The organism is Ideonella sp. A 288, from assembly GCF_002198735.1.
GTDB lineage: Bacteria > Pseudomonadota > Gammaproteobacteria > Burkholderiales > Burkholderiaceae_C > Pseudaquabacterium.
The window spans coordinates 19,524-40,735 of record NZ_MWLO01000142.1 but is presented as its reverse complement, the minus strand read 5'-3'; the positions used below and the strand labels follow the sequence as shown (position 1 = coordinate 40,735).

General features: G+C 71.0%; 20 protein-coding genes. 12 read left to right on the top strand and 8 right to left on the bottom strand.

Annotated features, from left to right (window positions below):
* Nucleotides 1–146 precede the first annotated feature (146 nt).
* Nucleotides 147–890 (bottom strand): hypothetical protein, encoded by a 744-nt coding sequence (locus EOINJALH_RS23205; RefSeq protein ID WP_088284594.1) that lies wholly within the window; start codon nt 888–890, stop codon nt 147–149.
* 389 nt (nt 891–1,279) lie between these two features.
* Between EOINJALH_RS23205 and nifV the strand changes: the two genes are divergently transcribed.
* The 7 genes from nifV to EOINJALH_RS23170 all read left to right on the top strand — a co-directional run bounded on the left by nifV (nt 1,280) and on the right by EOINJALH_RS23170 (nt 7,168).
* The gene (nifV, locus tag EOINJALH_RS23200; protein ID WP_088284592.1) at nt 1,280–2,443 is read left to right on the top strand and encodes a homocitrate synthase; all 1,164 of its coding nucleotides are present in this window, start codon (nt 1,280–1,282) and stop codon (nt 2,441–2,443) included.
* Between the two features lie 74 nt (nt 2,444–2,517).
* Entirely contained in the window at nt 2,518–2,865 is a 348-nt protein-coding gene (gene nifW / locus EOINJALH_RS23195) for a nitrogenase stabilizing/protective protein NifW (protein WP_088284610.1), read from the top strand.
* Nucleotides 2,866–2,900: 35 nt separating this feature from the next.
* Nucleotides 2,901–3,749: an electron transfer flavoprotein subunit beta/FixA family protein gene (locus tag EOINJALH_RS23190; protein ID WP_088284590.1), complete on the top strand. Its 849-nt coding sequence runs from the start codon at nt 2,901–2,903 to the stop codon at nt 3,747–3,749.
* Nucleotides 3,750–3,765: 16 nt separating this feature from the next.
* Nucleotides 3,766–4,884, top strand: a complete 1,119-nt coding sequence (locus EOINJALH_RS23185; protein WP_088284588.1) for an electron transfer flavoprotein subunit alpha/FixB family protein — start codon at nt 3,766–3,768, stop codon at nt 4,882–4,884.
* Between the two features lie 12 nt (nt 4,885–4,896).
* Nucleotides 4,897–6,204 (top strand): FAD-binding protein, encoded by a 1,308-nt coding sequence (locus EOINJALH_RS23180; RefSeq protein ID WP_088284586.1) that lies wholly within the window; start codon nt 4,897–4,899, stop codon nt 6,202–6,204.
* Nucleotides 6,205–6,333: 129 nt separating this feature from the next.
* Nucleotides 6,334–6,624: a ferredoxin family protein gene (locus tag EOINJALH_RS23175; RefSeq protein ID WP_088284584.1), complete on the top strand. Its 291-nt coding sequence runs from the start codon at nt 6,334–6,336 to the stop codon at nt 6,622–6,624.
* Between the two features lie 4 nt (nt 6,625–6,628).
* Nucleotides 6,629–7,168 (top strand): ferritin family protein, encoded by a 540-nt coding sequence (locus tag EOINJALH_RS23170; RefSeq protein ID WP_144290137.1) that lies wholly within the window; start codon nt 6,629–6,631, stop codon nt 7,166–7,168.
* 71 nt (nt 7,169–7,239) lie between these two features.
* Here the strand turns inward: EOINJALH_RS23170 and EOINJALH_RS23165 are convergent, their stop codons facing one another.
* A complete protein-coding gene (locus EOINJALH_RS23165) occupies nt 7,240–8,385 on the bottom strand; it encodes an SMP-30/gluconolactonase/LRE family protein (protein WP_088284582.1) in 1,146 nt (381 codons plus the stop codon).
* Between the two features lie 362 nt (nt 8,386–8,747).
* On the opposite strand from EOINJALH_RS23165, the gene EOINJALH_RS23160 reads away from it, so the two are divergent.
* Both EOINJALH_RS23160 and nifA read left to right on the top strand, forming a co-directional pair.
* The gene (locus tag EOINJALH_RS23160; protein ID WP_088284580.1) at nt 8,748–9,356 is read left to right on the top strand and encodes a histone; all 609 of its coding nucleotides are present in this window, start codon (nt 8,748–8,750) and stop codon (nt 9,354–9,356) included.
* A 338-nt stretch (nt 9,357–9,694) separates the two neighbouring features.
* Nucleotides 9,695–11,515, top strand: a complete 1,821-nt coding sequence (gene nifA / locus EOINJALH_RS23155; RefSeq protein ID WP_088284578.1) for a nif-specific transcriptional activator NifA — start codon at nt 9,695–9,697, stop codon at nt 11,513–11,515.
* 24 nt (nt 11,516–11,539) lie between these two features.
* Here the strand turns inward: nifA and EOINJALH_RS23150 are convergent, their stop codons facing one another.
* From EOINJALH_RS23150 to EOINJALH_RS23140, 3 genes are all read right to left on the bottom strand, one after another.
* Entirely contained in the window at nt 11,540–13,204 is a 1,665-nt protein-coding gene (locus EOINJALH_RS23150) for a mechanosensitive ion channel family protein (protein ID WP_158219860.1), read from the bottom strand.
* A gap of 280 nt (nt 13,205–13,484) precedes the next feature.
* Nucleotides 13,485–15,551, bottom strand: coding sequence for an ATP-binding protein (locus EOINJALH_RS23145; RefSeq protein WP_158219859.1), 2,067 nt, complete (start codon nt 15,549–15,551; stop codon nt 13,485–13,487).
* Nucleotides 15,552–15,692: 141 nt separating this feature from the next.
* On the bottom strand, nt 15,693–16,304 hold the full coding sequence (locus EOINJALH_RS23140; RefSeq protein ID WP_088284572.1) for a LysE family translocator: 612 nt from the start codon (nt 16,302–16,304) through the stop codon (nt 15,693–15,695).
* Nucleotides 16,305–16,438: 134 nt separating this feature from the next.
* On the opposite strand from EOINJALH_RS23140, the gene EOINJALH_RS23135 reads away from it, so the two are divergent.
* The gene (locus EOINJALH_RS23135; RefSeq protein ID WP_234413999.1) at nt 16,439–17,014 is read left to right on the top strand and encodes a restriction endonuclease; all 576 of its coding nucleotides are present in this window, start codon (nt 16,439–16,441) and stop codon (nt 17,012–17,014) included.
* 167 nt (nt 17,015–17,181) lie between these two features.
* Entirely contained in the window at nt 17,182–17,868 is a 687-nt protein-coding gene (locus EOINJALH_RS23130; RefSeq protein WP_088284570.1) for a PEP-CTERM sorting domain-containing protein, read from the top strand.
* Between the two features lie 99 nt (nt 17,869–17,967).
* Here the strand turns inward: EOINJALH_RS23130 and EOINJALH_RS23125 are convergent, their stop codons facing one another.
* From EOINJALH_RS23125 to EOINJALH_RS23115, 3 genes are read right to left on the bottom strand one after another with little or no spacing between them, the layout of a single operon-like run.
* The gene (locus EOINJALH_RS23125) at nt 17,968–19,314 is read right to left on the bottom strand and encodes an aspartate aminotransferase family protein (RefSeq protein ID WP_088284568.1); all 1,347 of its coding nucleotides are present in this window, start codon (nt 19,312–19,314) and stop codon (nt 17,968–17,970) included.
* A 22-nt stretch (nt 19,315–19,336) separates the two neighbouring features.
* Nucleotides 19,337–19,654, bottom strand: coding sequence for an EthD family reductase (locus EOINJALH_RS23120; RefSeq protein WP_088284566.1), 318 nt, complete (start codon nt 19,652–19,654; stop codon nt 19,337–19,339).
* Nucleotides 19,655–19,664: 10 nt separating this feature from the next.
* On the bottom strand, nt 19,665–20,219 hold the full coding sequence (locus tag EOINJALH_RS23115; protein WP_088284564.1) for an amino acid synthesis family protein: 555 nt from the start codon (nt 20,217–20,219) through the stop codon (nt 19,665–19,667).
* Nucleotides 20,220–20,325: 106 nt separating this feature from the next.
* Here EOINJALH_RS23115 and EOINJALH_RS23110 point away from each other — a divergent pair, with 106 nt between their 5' ends.
* Nucleotides 20,326–21,186 carry a LysR substrate-binding domain-containing protein gene (locus EOINJALH_RS23110; protein ID WP_088284562.1) on the top strand — a complete coding sequence of 287 codons (861 nt, stop codon included), beginning with the start codon at nt 20,326–20,328 and terminating at the stop codon, nt 21,184–21,186.
* Nucleotides 21,187–21,212 lie beyond the last annotated feature (26 nt).

The window sequence follows — 21,212 nt, the reverse complement described above, 5'->3', positions numbered from 1 at the left end:
CGGCGCAGCCGACCGCCACAGTCAGCGCCACCGTCGGCTGCCGCCTGTCGCGCCGGGCCGCGCCGCGCCGCACCGCACCGCACCGCGCGGATCGTCGGACGGAACGACCGGCTGCAATCAGCCCGAAGACAACGACCGCGCCCAGGTCACCACTGCGGCGCCACCGTGGCGAGGTGGCTGAGCCCCAGCAGGGCCTGCAGGCCGGCTGCGATGAAGAACGCCAGGCCCAGCGGCTCGAGGCGGCGGCGCATCAGCGCGCCCAGCAGCAGCGACACCGCGGCGCATTGCAGCGGCACACGGCCCAGGCGTTGCCAGCGCTCGGCCAGCAGGGCCTCGATGGTGGCCTCGTGCTGCGCCTTGCGGCGAACAAGCGCCTGGCCTTCGTGGGCCCAGGCGGGCGTGCCTGTTGCCTGCGTGATCTGCTGTTCGACCGCGGCCAGCTCGGTGCGGGCGGCGGCCAGGCCGGGCTGGGCATCGAGCGCCACGTACAGGCCGAACTGCATCGCCAGGGCCAGCGCCCAGGCCACCGCCACACGCGGGCCGCGCCATTCGGCCAGGGCCAGCAGGGCCGATGCCAGCCCGAGCACGATGGACCCGGCGGCCACCACGCCCTCGGTCGCGTGCCAGGGCCCCACCGAGAAGCCCAGCAGCAGCACCAGCCACAGCGCCGTGGCCACGGCCACCGCCCGCACCCGCCAACGCACCGCCAGCTGGGCACTGGCCCGCCATAGCCAGGCGGCGCCCCAGGCACAGGCGGCCATCGCCGGCACCAGGCCGACCATGAAGAACAACTGCATCACCGTCTCCCACCGCAGGGCCACGGCCAAGCCGACCAGCAGCGCGAGGACGCCGGGGAACAACAGGGCGGGTGCAGGCCGGTGGATCGACATGGTCGGCGGTCGGTGGGCTGGTGTTGGTGCGGGTGGGCTGGATCGTTCGAGGGGAGCCATGGGCCTGACAGCGATGGGGCGCGGCCGTGCTCGAGCGAACTCACGGCCTTGCTTCACTGGGGGCGGCCGCCGCAGCCCAGGTCTGCCACCAAGCCAGCCCCGCCTGCCGATGATGGCCGCGCGTGGCCGGTCGCGCAGTGCGCGCAATCAATGCGGGGCGCTGCGGCGCCGTGTCGGTATCGCACCGCGGCCGCCGCGCTGTCGGCAACCGAACAATCCCCACACACCCGGCCCACCGGCAAAAAAGTGCATCGGATCAAGCACTTGGCGTGGCGGCAGGCGGTGGCACAACGCTTGCAATCGCCTCTGTCCAGATGCCTGGAGCCGCCATGAACCGCCGCCCGCAAGACCCGCCCCCCGTCACGATCAACGACACCACCCTGCGTGATGGCGAGCAGACCGCGGGCGTGGCCTTCAGCGACGACGAGAAGCTGGCCATCGCTGCCGCGCTGGACGCCGCGGGGGTGCCGGAGATGGAGATCGGCATCCCGGCGATGGGCGCGCACGAGGTGGAGTTGATCACCGCCATCGCCGCATCGACGCGGCAGGCGCGCACGATGGTGTGGGCGCGCATGGCCGCCCCCGACGTGAGCGCAGCGCTGCGCTGCGGCGCCGACATCGTGCACGTGTCGGTGCCGGTGTCCGACATCCAGCTCACCCGCAAGCTGGGCCGCGACCGCGACTGGGCGCTGGCGCAGATCCGCCACTGGGTGGGCACCGTGGCCGACGCCGGCGCGGTGGTGAGCGTGGGCTTCGAAGACGCCTCGCGCGCCGATGCCGGCTTCCTGGCGCTGGCCGCCGAGACGGCGCAGCGCTGCGGCGCGGTGCGCGTGCGCTACGCCGACACGCTGGGCCTGCTCGACCCCTTCCAGACGCACCAGCGCATCGCCGCGCTGCGCCGCGCGGTGGACCTCGACATCGAGATCCACGCCCACGACGACCTGGGCCTGGCCAACGCCAACACGCTGGCCGCGGTGCTGGCCGGCGCCACGCACGCCAGCACCACCGTCAACGGCCTGGGTGAGCGCGCCGGCAACGCCGCGCTCGAAGAGGTCGTGATGGCCCTGCGCCACCTGTACGGCCTGGAATGCGGCATCGACACCGCCGCGCTCACCGGCATCAGCGCCCTGGTGGCACGCGCCTCCGGCCGCCCGGTGGCCGCCGGCAAGAGCATCGTCGGCGCCGCGGTGTTCAGCCACGAGTCGGGCATCCATGTGGACGGCCTGCTGAAGGACCGCCGCAACTACGAGGCCTTCGCGCCCGAGGAACTGGGCCGCACGCACCAGCTGGTGCTGGGCAAGCACTCGGGTTCGGCCGCCGTGATCGACCGTTATGCCAGGCTGGGCCTGCACCTCGAGCCCGAGCATGTGCCGGTGCTGCTGGAGCGCATCCGCACGCATGTGATGGACACCAAGCGCGAGCCGTCCAACCAGGATCTCACGCATTTCTTCCTCGAGTCCTGCACGCGCCTGCCGGCGCTGGCGCAGGCCTGATGACCGCCGTTCCCCCACCGGCGCACGCCCACGCCACCACCCTGCCAGCCGACAACCACGAGGAGCAAGCCACCATGGACCCGACCCTGATCCAACGCCTGAAGGCCCTGTCCAGCGCAGAGGACTTCCTGGACTTCTTCGGCGTGCCGTACGAGCCGCGCATCGTGCAGGTGAACCGCCTGCACATCCTGAAGCGCTTCTACCAGTACCTGCACAAGACCCCGGGCCTGTCGAACCTCGACGAGATCGAGATGTTCCGCCGCTACCGCGAACTGCTGGTGCAGGCCTATGCCGACTTCGTGGCCTCCACGCCGGCCAAGGAGAAGGTGTTCAAGGTCTTCCAGGACGCCGACGGCCGCCAGAGCGTGCCGGTGAGCGCGCTGCTCGACAGCCTGGCCCAACGCCGCCCGATGGCCGCCTGAGCGGCCTTCCTCTTCCACCGCACCGGAGCCCCTCCATGCACATCGTCGTCTGCATCAAGCAGGTGCCGGATTCGGCGCAGATCCGCGTCCATCCGGTCACCAACACCATCATGCGCCAAGGGGTGCCGGCCATCGTCAACCCCTACGATCTGTTCGCGCTGGAAGAGGCCCTTCGGCTGAAGGACCAGTTCGGCGGCCGCGTCACGATGCTGTGCATGGGCCCGCCGCAGGCCGAGGACGCGCTGCGCAAGTGCATCAGCTTCGGGGCCACCGACGCCATCCTCGTCACCGACCGCGCCTTCGCCGGCGCCGACACGCTGGCCACCAGCTATGCGCTGGCCGCCGCCATCCGCAAGATCGGCCAGGAGCAGGCGGTGGACCTGGTGTTCACCGGCAAGCAGACGATCGACGGCGACACCGCACAGGTGGGCCCGGGCATCGCCAAGCGGCTGGGGATGAACCTGCTCACCTACGTGAGCCGCATCGTCGAGGTCGACCTCGACAAGCGGCGCCTGAAGGTGGAGCGGCGCGCCGAAGGCGGCGTGCAGGTGCTCGACACCACGCTGCCCAGCCTGATCACCATGCTCGAAGGCACCAACGAGATGCGCTTCGCCACCATGGACGACATGCTGCGCGCCGGCCGCTGCCCGGTGCGCAAGTGGAGCAAGGACGACGCCGGCATCGAGGACGTCGCCAAGATCGGCCTCAAGGGCTCGCCCACCATCGTCAGCAAGGTGTTCGGCGCCAAGCCGCGCAACGAGCGCGCCGACATGCAGGTGGTCGAGGACTCGAGCGTCAACGACGTCTGCCTGAACCTGCTGCAGAAGATCTTCACCACCCACCCGACGCTGGAAGAAGAAACCGTCGAGCGGCTTTCGGCCTGAAGTAGGAGCACCCCAAATGAGCGCCGCCCCCAACCCAGTCACCCCCGCCGCACCGGCCGCCGCCAAGGCCGCCGGCCGTGCCGGACGCAACACCGAGCTGCCCGAACACCTGAAGTCCTACAAGGGCATCTGGGTCTTCATCGAGCACGACCGAGGCCACGTCAACCCGGTGAGCTGGGAACTGCTGGGCGAAGCCCGCAAGCTGGCCGACAAGCTGCAGGTCAGCGTGGCCGGCGTGCTGCTGGGCGGGCCCGCCGAGCCGCTGGACGCCTTCGCGAAGGAGGCCTACACCTACGGCGCCGACCGCTGCTACATCATGCGCGACCCGGTGCTCAAGGGCTACCGCAACGAGCCCTTCACCAAGGGCCTGACCGACCTGGTCAACACCCACCAGCCCGAGATCATGCTGCTGGGCGCCACCACCATGGGCCGCGACCTGGCCGGCTCGGTGGCCACCACGCTGGGCACAGGCCTCACTGCCGACTGCACCGAGCTGAACATCGACGGCCGCGCGCTGGCCGCCACCCGGCCCACCTTCGGCGGCAGCCTGCTGTGCACGATCATGACGCTGGCCTACCGGCCGCAGATGGCCACGGTGCGGCCGCGCGTGATGCAGATGCCGCGCCGCGACGACACGCGCACCGGCGACGTGGTCGAGATGCCGCTGGGCATGATCGAGACCGACATCGTCACCAAGCTGGTCGACTTCATCCCCGACGCGACGCGGCAGACGATCAACCTGGCCTACGCCGACATCATCGTCACCGGCGGCAAGGGCCTGAAGAACGCCGACAACTTCAAGCTGGTGTGGGACCTTGCCCGCGTGCTCGGCGCCGAGGTGGGCGCCACCCGCGCGGTGACGCAGGCCGGCTGGACCGAGACCGAGCGCCAGGTGGGCCAGACCGGCAAGACGGTGCGGCCCAAGCTCTACATCGCCGCCGGCGTGTCGGGCGCGATCCAGCACCGGGTGGGCATGGAGGGCTCGGACGTGATCGTCGCGATCAACACCGACCCCAACGCGCCGATCTTCGATTTCGCGCACCACGGCATCGTCGGCAACGCGATGCAGGTGCTGCCGGTGCTCACGCAGGCCTTCCGGGCCCACCTCGACAAGCGCGTGCGCAAAGTCGCCTAACTGGAGAACCACATGTCCAAAGAGAAGTTCGACGCCATCGTCGTCGGTGCGGGCCCCTCTGGCAACACCGCGGCCTACACGATGGCCAAGGCCGGGCTGAAGGTGCTGCAGATCGAGCGCGGCGAGTACCCCGGCAGCAAGAACGTGCAGGGCGCCATCCTGTACTCCGACGCGCTGGAGAAGGTGATCCCCGACTTCCGCGACGACGCCCCGCTCGAACGCCACATCATCGAGCAGCGCATCTGGGTGCTCGACGACAACAGCTTCGTCGGCACGCACTACCGCAGCGACGACTACAACAAGCCGCCGTACAACCGCTACACCATCATCCGCGCGCAGTTCGACAAGTGGTTCTCCAGCAAGGTGCGGGCCGCCGGCGCGCTGCTGATCTGCGAGACCACGGTGGAAGAGCTGCTGATGGACGGCAACCGCTGCATCGGCGTGCGCTGCGACCGCCAGGGCGGCGAGGTGTATGCCGACGTGGTGATCCTGGCCGACGGCGTGAACAGCACGCTGGCGCGCAAGGCTGGCTTCCACGGCGACATCCTGGCCAAGGACGTGGCGCTGGCGGTGAAGGAGATCCTGTTCCTGCCCGAAGAGGTGATCCAGTCGCGCTTCAACATCAAGGAAGACGAGGGCGTGGTCATCGAGATGATGGGCACGGTGACCGAGGGCATGGTGGGCACCGGCTTCCTGTACACCAACAAGGATTCGCTGACCATCGGCGTGGGCTGCATGCTCAGCGACTTCAAGGCCAACCCGCAGCGCACCGCGCCGTACACGCTGCTCGAGAAGCTGAAGAAGCACCCCAGCATCGCGCCGTTGATCGAGGGCGGCGAGATGAAGGAGTACTGCGCCCACCTGATCCCCGAGGGCGGCTTCCACGCCGTGCCCAAGGTCTACGGCGACGGCTGGATGATCGTCGGCGACTCGGGCGGCTTCGTCAACGCGGTGCACCGCGAGGGCAGCAACCTGGCCATGACCACCGGCCGCCTGGCCGCCGAGACGGTGATCGCCGCCAAGGCCGCCGGCGCGCCGCCCACCGCCAAGACGCTGAAGGCCTACAAGGACAAGCTCGACGAGAGCTTCGTGATGAAGGACCTGCACAAGTACCGCGACATGCCGCAGGTGCTGCACGACAGCCCGCACTTCTTCACCACCTACCCCGAACTCGTCAACCGCGCCGCCAAGACCATGTTCACGGTGGACGGCATCGACAAGAAGGCCAAGGAGAAGGCGATCTTCGGCAGTTTCAGGACCGCCCGCCGCGTTCGCGGCCTGGTGGGTGACGCACTCAAGCTCTGGAGGGCCTTCCGGTGATGGGCCCACCCCCGAGCGGCTTTGCCGCTCCCCCTCGAGGGGGCGCCGCCAGCGGTCTGGCAAAGCCAGTCCCGCGGCGTCCGCTTGGCGGCGTCGCGCCAGCGCAATGATCCACGAAGAGGTTCCGTCATGAACGTCAATGTCGAAGAGAAGCTGTTCCAGAATCGCTACAAGGTCGACCACGGTCGGCCGCACATCACCATCAAGGACGCGGCCGTCTGTGCCAACGACTGCAAGCTGCAATCGTGCACCTACGTCTGCCCGGCCAGCTGCTACAAGGCCGAGGGCAACCGCACCGTCACGCTGATCACCGACGGCTGCCTCGAATGCGGCAGCTGCCGCGTGGTCTGCACCGAGCACTTCAACGTCGCGTGGGAGTACCCGCGCGGCGGCCACGGCATCCTGTTCAAGTTCGGCTGACACCATGACCTCCAATGATCCGACCGGGGCCGACGACACGCCCGACGACGCCACCGCACCCTGGGGCATCCCGAGCAGTGTGGAACGCAGCGCCGTCGAACGCTTCCTGGCCCACGCCATCCAGCTCGAGGCCGAGGCCGCGCGCCGCTACGAAGAGCTGGCCGCGGCCATGCAGACCGACGGCAACGCCGAGCTGAAGGCCTTCTTCCTGCGCATGGCGCACTTCTCGCGGCTGCACCTGGCCGACGCGAAGGCGCGCGGCGGCTTCCGCGAGCTGCCGAAGATGGCGCCCGAGGAGTACGAGTGGCCCGAGGGCACCTCGCCCGAAACCGCCGAATGGGCGGGGGTCGACGCGCAGATGGACGCCGGCGACGCGCTGCGGCTGGCGATCGGCAGCGAGCGGCGCGGCCACGCCTACTACGCCGCCATCGCGGCGTCCACCACCGACCAGGAGCTGTCCGCCATCGCCCGCGAATTCGCGGACGAGGAGGCGCAGCACGTCGTCGAGCTCGAGAAGCTGATCGCCGCGCGCGCGACCGCCTGACCGCCCTCCGGCGGCCGGGCGGCGGCGCAGGCTTCGGCGCCGCCCAGGTGGGTGCGCTCAGCGCTCAGCGCTCAGGTCGGCGTGCCGCCGCGCGTCTCCACGTAGACGGCGTAGAGCGACTGGCTGCCGCACATGAACAGCCGGTTGCGCTTGCTGCCGCCGAAGCACACGTTGGCGATGATCTCCGGCATGCGGATCCAGCCGATGCGCACGCCGTCGGGGGCGAACACGTGCACGCCGTCGAAGCCGTCGCCGGCCCAGCCCATGCCGGCCCAGACGTTGCCGTCCTCGTCGCAGCGGATGCCATCGGCAAAGCCGACCTTGCCGTTGAACGTCATCTCGGCAAACACCCTGGCATTGCGCAGGCGCTTGCCGTCGACGTCGTAGACCCAGATCACGCTCTTGGCGTTGGGGTAGTGCGAGATGCCGGTGTCGGCGACATAGCACTTCTTGTAATCAGGCGAGAAGCAGATGCCGTTCGGCTTGAACGGCTCGTCGGCCACCTTTTCGAGCTGCCCCGGGGCATCGATGCGGTAGACGGCCTCCTTCTGGATGGGCTGAGGGCTGCTGGCGCTGGACGGCAGGCGGTTGCCTTCGTATTCCATCAGGCTGCCGTAGCCGGGGTCGGTGAAGAACAGCCAGCCGTCCGGGTGCACCGCGCCGTCGTTGGGCGCGTTGAGTTCCTTGCCGTTGGCCCGGTCGGCCAGCACGGTGACCTTGCCGCTGTGCTCGTAGCGGACCACGTTGCGCGTGCCGTGGCAGAACGAGATCTGCCGGCCCTGCGCATCGAAGGTGTTGCCGTTGGCGTTGCCCGACGGGTAGCGGAAGCGCCGGCCGACATGGCCGTCTTCCTCGGACCAGCGCAGCACCTCGTTGTTCGGGATGTCGCTCCACACCAGGCAGCGCGCGGCGCCGTTCCAGGCCGGGCCCTCGGCCCACATCGTGCCGCGGTACAGCCGCACGATGGGGGTGTTGCCCAGCTTGTACTTGAAGCGCTTGTCCAGGCCGATGACGTCGGGCTCCGGGTAACGCACCGGCGGCGCGTCGGCGGCATAACGGTCGGTCGCCTGGGCGAAGACCTGGCCGGTGGCACTGGCCGCGAAGGCGGCCATGCCGGCCGTGCGCAACATCGAGCGGCGCTGCTTCAGTCGGGCCGACGCATCGTCGGGCGCCTCGATGGTCAGATCGACGAGCCGCAAGCCTTGAACGGTTTCCATGGGTGTCTCCTCTGGGTGGGTCGAGGGTTCGTCGACCCTCGCTTGTCGCTGAGCCGGCCAGTCCGGGGGCGGCCAGTGTGCGCCGCCCGGCGCCGTAGATCAAACATGCGTCAAACAGGGTTTATTCCTCGGTCGCGCGATGGCCGATCGGCGGCACGGGGTGGCGCTGCGGCCCAACGGCATTGCCCTGGCCGGGCAGGGTCGCGAGCTCGCGACCCGGGCCGATTCGGTGTCACGGGCGCTGCAGTGTTGCGCTTGCGCACCACTCCGGGGCCTGCGCGCGCGTTGGCGGCGTCCGCTCAACGGTGATGGGCCGGGCAGCGGAGATGATGCGGGCAACCACCACCCTGAGAAGGACCACCATGGCCACTCGCCAACCCAAGAAGTCGGAACTCGCACAAGCCACCGGGCACCTCAGCAAGGCGGCGAAGGAAGTCGGCACCGCGCTGTCGCACAAGGTGGAGGCCGTGGGCGACGCCGTCGCCGCAGGCGTGGGCAAGGCCCGCAAGAAGGTGCTGAAACAGCGCGACCAGGTCCAGCGCCGCATCGGCGGACTGGTGAAGATGGCCGAAGCCGAACTGGGCAAGGCCGAGAAGCAATTGAAGAAGGCCACCGCCGCCGCACGCAAGGCCGTGGTCGCGGCCGAGAAGAAGCTCGAATCCACGCAGCGCGACGCGTCGCGGCAGTTGGCGGCGCTGCAGTTGAGCGTCGAGCGCAAGGCCAAGGCCGCGAAGAAGGCGGTCGAGAAGGAGGCCAAGGCGCTGAAGAAGACGGCCGGCAGCACGAAGGCCGCCGTGACGAAGGCCGTGGCCAAGGCCGCACCCGCCAAGCCGGTGGCCGCCAGGAAGGCCGCCGCCAAGCCGGCACCCGCCAAGCCGACACCAGCCAAGAAGGCAGCACCCCGGCGAGCCGCAGCCAAGCCCGCCGTGAAGGCGGTGGCAAAGAAGGTGGCAAGGAAGACCGCCAAGTAGTCCCCGGGCGGGCCGGACACCGCGCCGGCCCCGTCACCGCCCGCACCGCCGGTTGCTCCGCCAACCGCACCGACCGCGACCCTGCCGGCCCCGCCGCCCGGCGGCGCATCGGCGCGCGCTGACACGCACGGACGCGCCCCATTTCTTGACATGCATCAAGATTGGGTGGTCCGTGCCCTGCGCCGGGTCCGCGGTGGCCCGATCCGGCGTGCTTCTTGCACTTGACGTCCGACAGGCCCGCCGTGCGGCGCCGCGCGCCCGACAACGATGCGCGGCATGCACTGGCGGACGGCGCGCCGCACCGGCGGGCCGCTCACACTGGACGAAAGAGGTGCGTGATGCTGGCCCGTACGTCGACCACAGACCGCTCGCATGTCGAGCTGATCACCGTCTACGAAATCTGCCGAATCCTCGGCGCTTCGCTCGACATCGCGCGCACCTTCCGCGCCTCGCTCAACGTGTTGGCGGCGCACCTGGCGCTGCCCCGCGCCATGATCGTGATGGCCGGCCAGGGCGATGACGACGACGTCCGCCTGCGCGTGCACAGCTCGGTCGGCCTCGACCGCGACCAGGAGACCCGTGGCCATTGGCAGTACGGCGAGGGCGTGATCGGCCATGTCTATGCGTCGGGCATGCCCATCGTGGTGCCAGATGTGGCGCAGGCCGACGAGTTCATCGACCGCACGGGCGCCTTCGGCGGGCAGCCCGACCGCATGATGGCCTTCGTGGTGGTGCCGCTCAAGACCGACCGCGGCGTGGTGGGCGTGCTCGCCGCGCAGCGCGAGGTGAGCGGCGCCGCGCGTCTGTCCGACGACCAGCGCATCCTCACCATGGTGGCCACGCTGCTGGCCCAGGCCGTGGGCCTGCACAGCGCCGTGCGCGACGAGCACCAGCGCCTGCAGCAGGAGACCACCCGGCTGCAGAAGGCCCTGGCCCGCGAACCGCGCGGCCGCCACTCGATCGAGAACGTGATCGGCGAATCGCGCCCGATGCAGAAGGTGTTCAACGAGGTGCACCAGGCCGCACCGTCGCGCGCCACGGTGCTGCTGCGCGGCGAGAGCGGCACCGGCAAGGAGGCCATCGCGCGGGCCATCCACTTCCAGAGCCCGCGCAAGGACGCGCCCTTCATCAAGGTGAACTGCGCGGCGCTCACCGAATCGCTGCTCGAAAGCGAGCTGTTCGGCCACGAGAAGGGTGCCTTCACCGGTGCCATCGGCGACCGAAAGGGCCGCTTCGAGCTGGCCCACGGCGGCACGCTGTTCCTCGACGAGATCGGCGACATCTCGCCGGGTTTCCAGGCCAAGCTGCTGCGCGTGCTGCAGGAGCGCGAGTTCGAACGCGTCGGCGGCACCAAGGCGGTGAAGGTGGACGTGCGCCTGATCTGCGCCACCAACCGCGACCTCGAGAAGATGGTGCAGCGCGGCGACTACCGCGCCGACCTGTACTACCGCATCAACGTGGTCAGCATCTTCCTGCCGCCGCTGCGCGAGCGCCGCGCCGACATCCCGCCGCTGGTGACGCACTTCGTCGACCGCTTCAACAAGGAGAACCGCCGCCAGCTCAAGGTGACGCCCGAGGCGATGAAGGTGCTCTCGAGCTGCTACTGGCCGGGCAACGTGCGCGAGCTCGAGAACTGCATCGAGCGCACCGCCACGATGGTCAATGGCGACGTGATCCGCGAGTTCGCCTTCCCCTGCAAGCAGAACCGCTGCCTGACGCAGACGCTGCACTTCCTGGACAAGGCCGATGCGGTGGCCGCGGCTGCACCGGTGCCGATGTCGGGGCCGGTGTCGCGCCTGCCGCCCCCGGGCAGCCACCCCGGCCAGCCTTCGGGCGGACACTCGCCGGCCCACAACGGCAGCCACCACGGCGGCGGCCACGCCCACGGCCATCCGCACGAAGACGACGACGGTGGCCACGCGGTCGACGACGACGCGCCGCCCGACGGCGACGACGTGATCCGCATCGGCCCCACCGAGCACGTGAGCAGCCCGCGCAGCTTCGGCAACGAGCCGCCCGACGGCGAGCGCGACCGCCTGATCTGGGCCATGGAGCAGTGCGGCTGGGTGCAGGCCAAGGCCGCCCGGCTGCTGAAGGTCACGCCGCGGCAGCTGGGCTACGCGCTGCAGAAGAACCGCATCGAGGTGCGCAAGTTCTGAGGCAGCGGCGCGGGGTCGACGCCTTCAGGCCGGCGGCGCCGGATCGGCCGGTTGAGCCTTCGCTGGGGGCGTGAACCACTTCGCCGGCGGCACCACCTGCGGTTCGAGCGGGTCGGATCGGTAGTGCGGCGACATGATCTGCACGCCGTGCTCGTTGAACACGTCCTGGATGTTTCCGTGCAGCTGGTTCATGGCCTCGGCGCGGCGGCGCGGGGCACCGCGGTCGGCCTGGGCGCAGAGCCGGTACTCGACGTAGAAGTCCGACAAGGCCGTCTGCATCACGTAGGGCGGCGGCTCCTGCGCCACGCCCGGCGTGCGCCGCGCCGCCTCGAGCAGCATCGCATGCACCTGGCGCCAGGGCGTGCCGTAGCCGATGGTCAGCGGCGTGTGCAGCACGAACTGACCGTCCTGCACCAGGCGCGAGAAGTTGCGCACCGACTGGCTGAAGACCACCGCGTTGGGCAGGCTCACCTCCTCGCCCAGGCCGGTGTGGACCTTGGTGGCGAACATGCCCACCAGCGTGACCGTGCCCTCGACATCGCCGATCTTCACGTATTCGCCGACGCGCAGCGTGCGCGAGTACATCAGGCTCAGGCCCGAGACCACCTGCCCCACCACGCCCGAGGCGCCCAGCGACAGCATCAGGCCGGCCAGCACCGACACGCCCTTGAAGGCCTCGCTGCTGGCCCCCGGCAGGAAGGGGTAGGCCAGGGCCAGCGCGAACAGCCAGATGACGAAGTTGCCCAGGCGGCGCGTCGGCCCGGCGGTGTCGCGGTCGAGCCAGCCGACGTGCACGTCGCCGCGCTCCACCCGGCGCATGAACAGCGAATTGGTGCGCGTGATGAGCCGGGCGATGACGAAGATCAGCGCGGCAGTCAGCAGCCCCGGCACCGCGCCGGCGGCGGCCAGCGCAAACTGCTGCAGCACGTCCAGCAGCCAGGCGGTCGAGCGCTCGCCCCACGGCCGGGTGTAGGCGAACTGCCGCAGCACGAAGGTGACCCAGACGTCGGCCAGCAGCAGCGCCAGGCCCCAGGTGAGCGCGGTGGCGGTGGAACGGGCCGCCGTCTGCGCATGGTCGGCGTAGGTGTTGACCACGCTCTTGCCGGGATGGTCGCGCTGCCAGCGCTCGAGCTGGCTGTCGAGCCGCGCCACCACGCGGCGCCGCAGTGCGAAGAGCAGCCGCCACAGCAAGAACGCCAGCACGCTGGCACCGGCGGCCCAGGCCGCCCCCAGCGCCAGGCGCCGCGGGTCGGTGGCCTCGCGGGCCTCCTGCACGGCCATGCGCAGCCGCGCCTCGGTCTTCTGTGCCGCCGCGTCCAGCATCGCCACGGGCCGCGGGCCGGGCACGTCGTCGGGCACGAGGAAGAAGAGCGTGGTGCCGTCCAGCTCGAAGCGCACCGCCTCGCCGGCCGCCGTCCGCGTGACCACGCCGGCGCTGCCTTGGGCCACCGCGGCCTTCAGTGCCTCGCGCGCCATCGCGGCCCGCTCGGCCGGCGAATCGCCGAGCAGCGTGGCGCGGAAGCTGACGATGCGGCGGTTGTTCAACGACACCGTCGCGGCCTCCTCGGGCGAGGCGGTCGAGCCGATGGCGGCGGGGGCAGCCGCGGTGTCGTCCTTGGCCGGCGCGGCCGCCGGCAGGTCCAGCGGCTGCGCCCAGGCGGGCGATGCGCCCACGGCCACGACCGTCACGAGCGCACAGGTCAGCGCGAACGCCGCCACCGCGCTCACGGCCCCCCGGCACAGCCCCCCATCGTCCCTGCGCCGCTTGGCCGCGATCTGTTCCGTCAATGCACACCTCGCTCCGACACGCCCTGCCCCCGAGCTTGCCGCAGCTTGACAGCCCCGTCGAGGGGTGCAGACCACAGGTGGGCGCGTCGCCGGCCGGCTGCTGCGCGTTCGGGCAGGGGCCCACGGCGCGCGTGGCGCCTCGCTGGAGCGCCCGGACGCCGACGACGCGCCATCGGCTGGATCACCCCGGCGCCGTCGGCGCCGGATCGAGCGTGAACTCGGCCACCGTGCCCACGCCGGGGGCGCTGCGCAGGCGCACCTCGCCGCCATGGTGATCGACGATGCGCCGCACCACGCTCAGGCCGACGCCGGTGCCTTCGAAACGGCCGCCGGCGTGCATGCGCTGGAAGGGCTGGAACAGCGCCTGGGCGCGGGCCATGTCGAAACCGTCGCCGTTGTCGGTGACGCGGTACCAGGTGCCGCGTTCGTCGCGCCAGCTGTCCACGCGCACCTTCGGCTGCGCCACGTCGGCGCTGTACTTCGCAGCGTTCTCGAGCAGGTTCTGCCACACCTGGGCGGCCAGGTCGGGGTCGGCCTGTGTCGGCAGCAGATCCTCGATGCGGCACTCGGCCCGACGCTCGGGGTGCGACGACGACTGCAGCGCCCACGTGTCCTGCGCCAGCTGCCGCATGTCCACCGGCCGGCGCTGCAGGGGCTGGCGCGCCACCTGGGCCAGACGTGCCAGCGAATCGATCATCGAGTTCATGCGCCGCGCGGCGCGCTCGATGTGCTCGGTGTGCTTCAGCGCCTCCTGCACATGGCCGGCCACCAGGCGCTGACGCAGCAGGCCGGCGAAGCCCTGCACCGCGTGCAGCGGCGTCTTCAGGTCGTGCGCCACCGTGCGGGTGAACTCGTTCAGCGAGCCCTCGGCACGGGCCTGTGCCTCGCGGGCGGCCTCCAGCTCGCGGCGCGACTGCGCCAGCTGCTCGGACAGCGCGTCGTAGGCGCTGCGCAGGGCCGCGTCACCGGCCAGTTGCTCCGAGATGTCGCGCACGATGCAGAAGACATGCCCCGCGCCGTCGATCTCCACCACGTCGGCGCTGACCAGGCAGTCGAGCGCGCGGCCATCGCCGCGCCGCAGCCGCAGCGGCACGGCCGCGAGCGCACCGTCGCTGGCCAGCGACTGCACCAGGTGGTGCAGCGCGGCGCCATCCACGTGGCGGTCCAGGTCAGCCAGCGCGCGGCCGATCACGGCCTCGGCCGGCGCGGCCAGCAGGGCCAGCAGCGCGGCATTGGCGTCGCGCACCAGGCCGCTGCCGCGCTCGACGATGAGCATCGGGTCGGGGTGGTGGGCGAAGGTGCGGGCCAGCAGGTCTTCGGCGCGCAGCAGCGCGGCTTCGACCTCGGCGCGGCGCTGCCGTTCGGCGGCGATGCGCCGGCCGCGCCACCACAGGCCGCCGCCCAGCGCCATCACGGCCAGGGCCGAGGCGCCGGCCAGGCCCCAGGTCCAGCTGCGCTGGCGGCTGAGGCCCTGCTCCAGCACGGCGCGCTGGGCCAGGTCGCGGTGGCTGCTCAGCCAGCGCTGGCGCAGCGCCTCGAGGCGGCCGTTGCCTTCCAGTTGGTCGAGGGCCTGCTGCAGGGCGGCACGCAGTGCATCCTGGCCGGGCGCGACGGCAAAGGCATAGGCCTGCAAGGCGAGGTTCAGGTGGCTGGCCACCAGGCCACCGGCGTTGTCCTTGGCCAGCAGCGGATCGGCATAGGCACGGGGCAACAGCGCCACGTCGGCCAGGCCCTGCTGCACGGCCAGCAGCGCCAGGCGCGCATCAGCCGCCTTCACGAAGGGCCCCGGCACGCCGGCCAGCCAGGTGCCCAGCGTGTCGCGCATGGCCTCGCGATCGAGCACCGCGATGCGCAGCCCCACCAGCCCCTGCAGGCTCTGGGCCTGGGCCTGGCCGGGCCGCTGGTACAGCGCCATGGCCGGGGTGGCGTGGCCACGGGCGAAATGCGCCCACTGGCGCCGCGAGGCGGTGTCCACCATGGCCACCAGGTCGACACGGCCCTGGCGAAAGGCGGCCTCGGTCTGCGCCCAGGGCTGCAGCGCGATGTCGAACTGCACGCCCATCAGCGCCCCCAGGTCCGCCAGCAGGTCAATCTGGAAGCCTTGGGGCCGGCCCTGGCCGTCCAGCGATTCAAAAGGGGCGAACCCGGCATCGCCGCCGTAGCGCAGGCGCTTCGGTTCCGCGGCGGCCCGGCCCTGCTCGACGACGAGCGCGGCCACCGCGCCGCCGAGAAGGTGTCGCTTGCTCACTTGCCAGACCGCCGTGCACGGGCCATGTGCCCCTCCAGGGTCCATGGTAATGCCGCGGACGCTTGCCACCATGCCGGTTTGACGCACATCACGCCAGGTGAGCGGCCTGCATCGGCGCTGGGGTCCGGCGCGCCGACGGTCTCAGCGCGTCATCGGCAGTGCCAGGCCCATGGCCACGAACATGCCGCCGCAGGCGCGGTTGAAGCGCCGCCCGGCCCGCTGCAACGCCGGGCGGATGCGGTGGGCCAGCCGCGCCAGCAGGATCTCGACGACGATCTCGACCAGCACGAAGACGATGGCCATGACGACGAACTGCAGCAGCAGGTCGCGCGCGGGGTCGATGAACTGCGGCAGGAAGGCGCCGTAGAAGAGCAGCGCCTTCGGATTCGACACCGCCGTCAGCAGCCCCTGGCGGAACAGCGTGGCGCCGCGCGCATCGGCCCTCGGGGCGGCCGGATCGAGTTGCAGCGCAGGCGCACGCCAGAGCTGCACGCCCAGCCACACCAGGTAGGCGCCGCCCAGCAGCTTGAGCACGGCCAGCGCATGGGCCGAGGTCTCGAGCAGCGCGCCGATGCCGGCCATCGACAGTGCGATCAGCGCCAGGAAGCCGAGCGCACCGCCGCCGATGGTGAACAGCGTGCGGCGGTGGCCGTGCAGGGCGCCATGCGTCAGCACCAGCAGGCTGTTGGGCCCGGGCGTGAGCGACAGGCCGACGGCCGCGACGAAATACAACAACCAGGTGTTCAGGGCCATCGTCGGATGCGCAGGCAGGTCGGTGCGGGGCGGCCAGTCTACGGCCGCCCGTGCGATCGGCGCCGCATGGGCGGCGCGGGCCCGCGGCAGCCCCTACCATCGCGGGTCCACGACGACCGCCCCCGGAGACCCGCTTGAAGCTCAAGATGTCGGAGAACTCGCTGTTCGCGATCCTGCTGCGCAAGCCGTGGTGGATCAGCCTGCTCATCTTCGCGGTGGTCGGCCTGGTGTGCGCGGCCCTGTTCCCGGCCGAGTTCCGCGTCGTCGGCGCGATGTCGGGCCTGCCCTTCGCAGTGATCGCCATCATCGCCGCGCGGCGCCAGTGGCACCTGCCCAGCAGCGCGCGCATCGAGCAGACGCACCAGGCCGTGGCCGCGATGGCCTGGCCGGCCTTCTCGGCGCTGCTGGCGCAGACCTTCCGGCAGGATGGCTACACGGTGCGCCAGGGCGGCGCCTCGGGCGCAGACTTCGAGCTGGAGCGAAAGGGCCGCCTCATGCTGGTGAGCGCGCGCCGCTGGAAGTCCGCCCACACCGGCCTGGAGCCCTTGCGCACATTGCAGACCGCTCGCGACGCCACCGACGCCCCCGACGCGCTGTACATCGGCCTGGGCCCGCTGAGCGACAGCGCGCGGGCCTTCGCGGCCGAACATCGCATCGCGGTGTGGGGCGCGGCCGAGCTGGCGCAGGCCTTGAAGAGCCTGCCGGGCTGACGCGCTCCGATCGGCGGACGGTGAACCGATGGTCGGCCACCCCCCTGATTCGAGGGGGCGTGGGCGACATCACGTATCTGACGCGGCTTTCTCGCTCTGTTGCGTCGGTTCATGGCCTGCTCGCCAGCAGCATCGACCGCAATCCACCTCCTGCGCTTGGAGCACCCATGACCCGCTGTACCGCCTCCCCGACCTTCCTTCTGCCCTGGCTGCTGGCCGCCGCAGTGCTGCCGGCGCACGCCGCCGTGCAGCCGGTGTCGCTGGATTTCGAGTCGAACTGGGGCGATCTGGCCGTCAACAGCTTCGTCCAGCTCACCACGTTGGCACCCACGCCGGGCGGGCTGAACTGGGGCGATGGCTGGTACGGACAGACCACCTCGACGCCGCTGGTCAACAACAACGAACTGCGGCTCGGCGGCATCGGCACCTTCACCGTCGACTACTTCGGCAATCCGTTCTTCCTGGACAGCGTCGACTTCCGCAAGCTGCAGTTCGGCGGCAACATCGTCTTCGACTTCGTGGTGCGCACCTACGACGCCGCCAGCCCGAGCGGCATCGGGACGCAGATCGTCTACAACCTGAAGATCGACGGCGCTACCGATGTCGCGCAGCCGCTCGTGTTCGCCACCGTCACCGACACCGCCGCGCTGGGCCCGCTGCACAGTTTCACCTTCGCGAACTTCAAGGCCGGCGGCGAGACCACCGACCGCAACCTGTTCGTGATGGACAACCTGCAGCTGCGGCTGGACCCGGCCCTGGCCCCGGTGCCCGAACCCGGCGCCGCCGGGATGATGGTCGCCGGCCTGGCGCTGCTGGGCTGGGCCCGCCGCCGGCGCGCCGCCGTCGAGCGCTGACCGCGCGCTGAACCGCTGCACGGGCACCCGCCAGGCAGGCGCCTGCTCACTCTGCCGGTGAGCCGGTCGAGCCGCCCGCGTGGGCCGGCGGCGGCGCGCTCAGCGCGGCAGCACCGTGGTCACCGCCTCGGCCACGGCCGTGACGATGCGGTCGACGGTGGCCTCGTCGCTCACCAGCGCCGGCCCCAGGTACAGCGTGTCCCCGCGCCCGCGGGTGATGACGCCCAGGCGGCGCAACTCGGCCAGCACCTGCGGGCCGATCTTGCGTGCCGGGTCGAAGCTGGCCTTGCGGCCGCGGTCCTCCACCAGTTCCACCGCGGCGATCAGGCCCAGGCCCCGGATGTCGCCCACGTGCGGGTGGCTGGCCAGGGTCTCGCGCAGGCCCGCATGCAGCCGCTCGCCCAGCGTGGCCGCACGCGCCACCAGCCCTTCGCGCTGCACCACGTCGATGGCGGCCAGCGCCACCGCGCAGGCCACCGGGTGGCCGCTGTAGGTGTAGCAGTGCATCCAGGTGTCGGCGCCGGGGCGGTCGAAGACCGCCGCCACCTTGTCCGACAGGCCGATGCCGCCGAGCGGGACATAGCCGCTGGTGATGCCCTTGGCGAACTGCACCAGGTCGGGCGTGACGCCCCAGTGGTCGAGCGCGAACAGGCGGCCGGTGCGGCCGAAGCCGGTGATCACCTCGTCGGCCGCGAAGAGCACGTCGTACTTGTCGCAGATCTCGCGGATGCGCTTGAAGTACCCGAGCGGCGGCACGTAGGCCCCGCCGCCCATCACCGGCTCGGCGATGAACAGCGCCACGCTGTCCGGCCCCTCGGCCAGGATGGCGCGCTCGAGTTCGTCGGCGGCGGCGGTGTCGGGGTCGGCGCCCGGCGGCACCGAGTAGCGGTAGACGTCGTGGTTGGGGATGTGCGCGAAGCCCGTCATGCGCGGCTCGAAGGCGGGCCAGTAGGCCGGCATGCCGGTGGCGCACATCGCGGCCAGCGTGACGCCGTGGTAGCCGCCCAGCAGGCTGATGGTCTTGAATTTGCCGGGCCGCCCCATCGCCTTCCAGTAGTAGCGCGCCGTCTTGATGGTGCTGTCGGTGGACTCGCCCCCGCCGGACGTGAAGAAGAAGCGGTGGATGTTCGGGTAGACGCACTCGGACAGCACCTCACCCAGCTCCAGCGCGCGCAGGTTGGAGTTGCCGGCATAGCCCGAGGCGTAGGCCAGTTCGCCCATCTGCTTGGTGGCCGCGTCCACCAGCTCGCGGCGACCGTAGCCCAGCGTCACGTTCCACAGGCCGGACATCGCGTCGACGTAGCGCTTGCCATCGCCGTCGATCAGGTCGGTGCCCTCGCCGCGGACCCACACATTGCCGGCCAGGTGGGCGGCCTCGTTGTGCAGCGAGTGCACCAGGTGGCGGTGGTCGCGCCGCAGCAGTTCGGCGTTCAGGCTGTCGGTCATGGCAGGTCTCCTTCGAAGGGGTTCAGGCCGCGGGCGTGCGCAGCGCGTGCTCGGTGACGAACAGCCGCTCGCGGCGCGCCACGTGGGCCATCGAATCGGCGGCGACGGCGCGGCCATGCTCGGTGGCGTAGGCGGCCTCGAACGCGGCCTGGCTGTCGAACCACAGCTCCGACACGCCGTCGACGTCGCCCGCGGCGTCGCCCTCGACCAGGTTGAAGCAGAGGCCGCGCAGCCCGGGCAGGCCCAGCGCCAGCTGGGCATGGGCCCCCAGCCACCAATGGCTGAACTCGGCGCGGCTCATGTCGGCGCGCCGCTGCAGCAGGATGATCGCCTTGAACATGGCCCGGCCCTCACTTGACCGGCTGCACGCGGTGCAGCGGACGGCCGCCGATGCCCAGCACCAGCGCCACCAGCACCTCGTCGGGCCGCGGCGAATCGGGCACGGTGATCTCGGCCGCGTCCATGTCGTCGAAGTTCCAGATCCGGTTCTTGTTGGTCACCGGCATCACGATCGTCGAACCCGGGCCGCCGACCTTCTTGGTCGACGGGATGATGTCGTCGCCCTTGTGCACCGCACGCCGCACCGGCGCGCCGAAGCGCGGGTGCAGCAGCGCCGCGGCATGCTCCAGCTCACCGGCGGTGCCGACGATGGCGCCCTTGCCGTAGCTCGTCACATCGTCCGGCGCCACGCCCAGCGCGGCCACGCCGCGCGCGGCCAGCAGCTCGGCCACCTGGGCGCCCAGGTCGACCAGCACCGACAGGTCTTCGACGTACTGCCCGGCGCAGGGGTTGGCGATCACCGCCGCCACCGTGACCTTGCGCGACGGCGGGTCGACCGCGCGCCCCATCTCGGTGTGGGTTTCCTCGAGCTGGATCACCAGCTTGCGCAGGCGCAGATCGGCCATGGGGTCTCGCTTGGAAGTTCGACAGAAGCGGCCACTGTAGGGCGACGCCGCGTTGCTGAAAACATAAACTTCGTGAGCTGACAGTTCACGGTTCGTCAACTGACCCATGCTCCTGGATCTCGAACAACTGCGCACCCTGGTGGCCTTCGCCGACGCCGGCAGCTGCCGTGGCGCGGCCCATCTGGTGCACAAGACGCCGTCTGCGGTGAGCATGCACCTGAGCAAGCTCGGCCAGCAACTGGACCGCGACCTGCTGCAACGCCAGGGGCGGCGGCTGGCGCTCACCCACGACGGCAACGAGCTGGTGCGCTATGCGCGCCGCATGCTGGCGCTGCAGGCCGAGGCGCTGGCGCACTTCCAGGCGCCGGAGTTCGGCGGCAACCTGCGCGTGGGCCTGCCGGACGACTACATCGCGGCGCTGATGGGCCCGCTGCTGGCCACGCTGGCCCGCCTGGCGCCGCAGGCGCACATCGAGGTGCTGTGCGCGCCCAGCGCCGAACTGCGGCCGCTGGTGGCCGACGGTCAGCTCGACCTGGCCATCCTGTCCGCGGAGACCGACACGCAGGAGGGCATGGTGCTGCGCACCGAACGCGTCGTGTGGACGGCGTCCGCCCATTTCGATGCCACCAGCACCGACTGCCTGCCGCTGGCGCTGTTCCCCGACGGATGCATCTTCCGCAAGTGGGCCCTGGCGCAACTGCGCCAGCGCCGCCGCGAGCACCGCATCGTCTGCACCAGCCGCAGCATGTCGGCCATCCAGGCGGCCGTGCGCGCCGGCTTCGCGGTCTCGGTGGTCGCCGAAAGCTGCGTCCCGGCCGACGCCGTGGTGCTGACCCCGTCACAGGGGTTTGCGGCCCTGCCCGGGGTGACGATCATCCTGGCGGCATCGCCGTCCACCGACGCCGCCCTGGTGCAGCGCCTGAGCGAGCAGATGCGCGGGCCCATGCAGCGGCTGACATCGTTGTGATGCCGCCGCTGTCGGCCGCGGCGCGC